This is a genomic window from Ruegeria sp. 6PALISEP08 (assembly GCF_001238295.1).
Lineage (GTDB): Bacteria > Pseudomonadota > Alphaproteobacteria > Rhodobacterales > Rhodobacteraceae > Ruegeria.
In genome coordinates, this window is sequence record NZ_LGXZ01000031.1 from 1 (window position 1) to 4,525 (window position 4,525).

Genomic DNA, 4,525 nt, shown 5'->3' on the forward strand with positions numbered 1-4,525 from the left:
GGTATCCGCAATGACTTCACTTAAACGCACGCCTTTGCATTCGTTGCATGTTGAGTTGGGTGGTAAGCTGGTTGATTTTGCTGGTTGGGAGATGCCTGTTCAGTATCCTTTGGGGATTATGGGCGAACATAAGCAGTGTCGTGAGAAGGCGGCGTTGTTTGATGTGTCTCATATGGGTCAGGTGATCCTTCGGGGTGAGAATGTGGGTGAGAAGCTGGAAGCTTTGTGCCCGCAGGCTTATGCGACGCTGAAGGAAGGCAAGGCGCGGTACGGGTTCTTTACGAACCCTGAAGGCGGGATCATGGATGACCTGATCGTGTCGAACGCGGGCGATCATTTCTTTGTGGTGGTGAACGCGGCGCTGCGGCATCAGGACATTCCGCATATGCAAGCTCACCTGGACGGCGTCGAAGTGACCGAGATTTTCGACCGTGCTCTGGTGGCGGTGCAAGGCCCCAAGGCCGAAGATGTGGTGGGCGAGCTTTGCCCTGAGGCCCGGGACCTGAAGTTCATGGAAACCACTGTGGCGGATATCAACGGCGTCGCATGCCGCATCTCACGGCTGGGCTATACCGGCGAGGATGGCTACGAGATTTCGATCCCCGAGGACAAGGCGATTGAGGTCAGCAAGGCCTTCCTGGCACATGAGGATTGCGAACCGGCGGGTCTGGGCGCGCGCGACAGCCTGCGGCTGGAGGCGGGACTGTGCCTTTATGGCAATGACATCGACCAGAGCACCTCACCGATTGAGGCCAGCCTCGGCTGGGCGATCCAGAAGCGTCGCAAAGAAGAAGGCGGGTTCCCGGGCGCCGAGCGTGTGCAAAAGGAACTGGCCGAGGGGGCTGCCCGCAAGCTGGTGGGCATCCAGCCCGATGGCCGCGCGCCTGCGCGTCAGGGCGTGGAAGTGCAATGCCTCGAGGGCAACACGATCGGTCAGATCACCTCGGGCAGCTTTGGCCCCACGGTGGGTGGCCCCGTTGCGATGGGCTATGTGAGCAAAGGCCATGGCGAGCCGGGCGAGAAGGTGAACCTGATCATCCGGGGCAAGGCGCAACCGGCGCAGATCGTGGCGCTGCCCTTTGTCACCCAGAATTACAAGCGTTGAAGTCAGGAGAAAGACAAGATGGCAACCTATTATTCCGAAGAGCATGAATGGCTGACCGTTGAGGGCGACACCGCCACGCTGGGCATCACCAAACACGCAGCCGAGCAGCTGGGTGAGGTGGTCTTTGTCGAGCAGCAGGAAGCGGGCGACGAGTTCGAAAAAGGCGGCGAGATCGGCGTGATCGAATCCGTCAAGGCCGCGTCCGAGCTTTATGCTCCGGTGGATGGCGAGATCGTTGAAGTGAACGAGGCGCTGGCCGACAACCCTGGTTCGCTGAACGAAGACCCCGAGGGCGAAGCCTGGATCTACAAGATCAAAATCAGCGACGCATCGCAGCTGGAAGATCTGATGGATGAAACTGGCTACAAAGCCTTCATCGGTTGACTCCGAACGGCGGAGCCTTTCACGGATCCGCTCCTTCATCTGGCTAAAAATATCCCCGCCGGAGGCTCCTGCAGCCTCCGCCGGACCTGACCTATCCATAGGAGCGCTGCAATGGCCTTCAAACTGACCGACTACGAAGCCTATGACTTCGCCAATCGCCGCCACATTGGCCCGTCACCCACCGAGATGCGCGACATGCTCAAGGTGATTGGCTTCAAGACGCTGGACGAGTTGATCGACGCCACCGTCCCGCCCGCGATCCGGCAGAAAGAGCCGCTGGACTGGGGTCCGGCGATGACGGAACGCGATGCGCTGTTTCACATGAAAGAGGTGGCGAGCAAGAACAAGGTTCTGACCTCGCTGATCGGTCAGGGCTATTACGGCACCACCACGCCGGCACCGATCCTGCGCAACATCCTGGAAAACCCGGCCTGGTACACCGCCTACACGCCCTATCAGCCCGAGATCAGCCAGGGCCGGCTTGAGGCGCTGCTGAACTTCCAGACCATGGTCAGCGACCTGACCGGGCTGGACGTGGCCAATGCGTCGCTGCTGGACGAAGCCACTGCTGCGGCGGAAGCGATGGCGATGGCCAAGCGCGGCGGCCGGTCCAAGGCCAACAACGCGGCCTTCTTCGTCGACAAGAACTGCCACCCGCAGACCATCGCCGTGATCAAGACCCGCGCCGAGCCTCTGGGCATCGACGTGCAGGTGGCCGACCCGGATACGCTGGACGCAGGCTCCGTCTTTGGCGCCATCTTCCAGTATCCCGGCACCCATGGCCATGTGCGCGACTTCACCAACGAGATCGCGGCGCTGCATGAACATAAAGCCATTGCCATTGTTGCTGCCGACATCCTGTCGCTGGCACTGCTGAAGTCACCGGGTGAGATGGGTGCAGACATTGCCATCGGCTCGACCCAGCGCTTTGGCGTTCCGATGGGCTATGGTGGCCCGCACGCCGCCTATATGGCAACCACCGACAAGCTGAAGCGCTCGATGCCGGGCCGGATCATCGGTGTCAGCATCGACAGCCGCGGCAACAAGGCCTACCGCCTGTCGCTGCAAACCCGCGAGCAGCATATCCGCCGCGAGAAAGCCAACTCGAACGTCTGCACCGCGCAGGCGCTGCTGGCTGTCATTGCCTCGATGTATGCCGTGTACCATGGCCCCGATGGCATCAAGGCCATCGCGCAATCGGTGCACCGCAAGACCTCGCGCCTGGCCGCCGGTCTGGAAGAGGCGGGCTTTGCCGTGGAGCCGGAGGTGTTCTTCGACACCATCACGGTTGAGGTTGGCCATCTGCAGAACGTGGTGATGGAGGCCGCTGTGGCCCGGGGCGTCAATCTGCGCAAGGTGGGCGAGACCAAAGTGGGCATCAGCCTGGACGAACAGACCCGCCCCGAGACCATCGAGGCGGTCTGGGGCGCCTTCGGCATCGATCGGGCGGATGACAGTTCGAACAAGCAATACCGCCTGCCGGATTACGCCCTGCGTGAAAGCGCCTATCTGACCCACCCGATCTTCCACCAGAACCGGGCCGAGGCCGAGATCACGCGGTATATGCGCCGTCTGGCCGACCGCGATCTGGCGCTGGACCGGGCGATGATCCCGCTGGGGTCCTGCACCATGAAGCTGAACGCCACGATCGAGATGATCCCGGTCACCTGGCCCGAGTTTGGCAATCTGCATCCGTTCTGCCCCGAAGATCAGGCGCAGGGCTATCACGAGATGATTGCGGATCTGAACGACAAGCTGTGCCAGATCACCGGCTATGACGCGATCTCCCAGCAGCCCAACTCGGGCGCGCAGGGGGAATATGCGGGCCTGCTGACCATCCGCAACTATCACTTCGCCCGCGGGCAGGGGCAGCGGAACGTCTGCCTGATCCCGACCTCGGCGCATGGCACCAACCCGGCCTCGGCGCAGATGGTGGGCTGGCAGGTTGTGCCGGTACAGGCGGATGAGAACGGCAACATCGATGTCGCCGACTTCCGTGCCAAGGCCGAGAAGCACTCCGACCATCTGGCCGCCTGCATGATCACCTATCCGTCCACCCATGGTGTGTTCGAGACCACCGTGCAGGAGGTCTGCCAGATCACCCATGATCACGGCGGTCAGGTCTATATCGATGGCGCCAACATGAACGCCATGGTGGGTCTGTCGCGCCCGGGTGACATTGGCGGTGACGTCAGCCACCTGAACCTGCACAAGACCTTCTGCATCCCGCATGGCGGCGGCGGCCCCGGCATGGGCCCGATCGGCGTCAAGGCGCACCTGACCGAGCACCTGCCGGGCCACCCGGAATATGGCACTGCTGTGGGTCCGGTCTCGGCGGCGCCGTTTGGCTCGCCCTCGATCCTGCCGGTCTCATGGGCCTATGTGCTGCTGATGGGCGGCGCGGGTCTGACACAGGCGACCAAGGTGGCGATCCTGAACGCCAACTATATCGCGGCGCGCCTGAGCGATGCCTATCCGATCCTCTACACCTCCGAGACCGGCCGTGTGGCGCATGAATGCATCCTCGACACCCGACCCCTGGACGAGGCCGCGCATGTCAGCGTCGACGACATCGCCAAACGTCTGGTCGATTCAGGCTTCCACGCGCCGACCATGTCCTGGCCGGTGGCGGGCACCCTGATGGTGGAGCCCACGGAATCGGAACCCATGGCGGAACTCGACCGCTTCTGCGATGCCATGCTCTCGATCCGCTCGGAAGCGCAGGACATCATCGACGGCAAGATCGACGCGGAGAACAACCCGCTGAAAAACGCACCCCACACGGTGCGCGATCTGGTCGGCGACTGGGACCGCGCCTACACCCGTGAACAGGCCTGCTTCCCGCCGGGTTCCATGGGCGTCGACAAATACTGGTCCCCCGTCAACCGCGTCGACAACGCATATGGCGACAGAAACCTCGTTTGCACATGCCCCCCAATGGACGCATACGCAGACGCCGCCGAGTAAACTCAAAAACAAAACCCCGCCAAAAACAGGCGGGGTTTTCGCCAATCGGAAACTCATGTTCTGATTTGG

The 4,525-nt window shown here is 62.1% G+C and carries 3 protein-coding genes; all 3 read left to right on the forward strand.

The genetic code is table 11. The features are described from left to right. The first annotated feature begins 10 nt into the window (after positions 1-10). The 3 genes from gcvT to gcvP all read left to right on the forward strand — a co-directional run bounded on the left by gcvT (position 11) and on the right by gcvP (position 4,456). A complete protein-coding gene (gene gcvT / locus ALB80_RS21580) occupies positions 11-1,105 on the forward strand; it encodes a glycine cleavage system aminomethyltransferase GcvT (protein ID WP_050606171.1) in 1,095 nt (364 codons plus the stop codon). 18 nt (positions 1,106-1,123) lie between these two features. Beyond that, on the forward strand, positions 1,124-1,489 hold the full coding sequence (gene gcvH / locus ALB80_RS21585; protein WP_050606169.1) for a glycine cleavage system protein GcvH: 366 nt from the start codon (positions 1,124-1,126) through the stop codon (positions 1,487-1,489). A 111-nt stretch (positions 1,490-1,600) separates the two neighbouring features. Beyond that, entirely contained in the window at positions 1,601-4,456 is a 2,856-nt protein-coding gene (gene gcvP, locus ALB80_RS21590) for an aminomethyl-transferring glycine dehydrogenase (protein WP_050606170.1), read from the forward strand. Positions 4,457-4,525 lie beyond the last annotated feature (69 nt).

Excerpts from the sequence above, each read along its gene's own strand:
- gcvP (WP_050606170.1), top strand. The coding sequence starts at position 1,601 with ATGGCCTTCAAACTGACCGACTACGAAGCCTATGACTTCGCCAATCGC.
- gcvH (WP_050606169.1), top strand. The coding sequence starts at position 1,124 with ATGGCAACCTATTATTCCGAAGAGCATGAATGGCTGACCGTTGAGGGC.
- gcvT (WP_050606171.1), top strand. The coding sequence starts at position 11 with ATGACTTCACTTAAACGCACGCCTTTGCATTCGTTGCATGTTGAGTTG.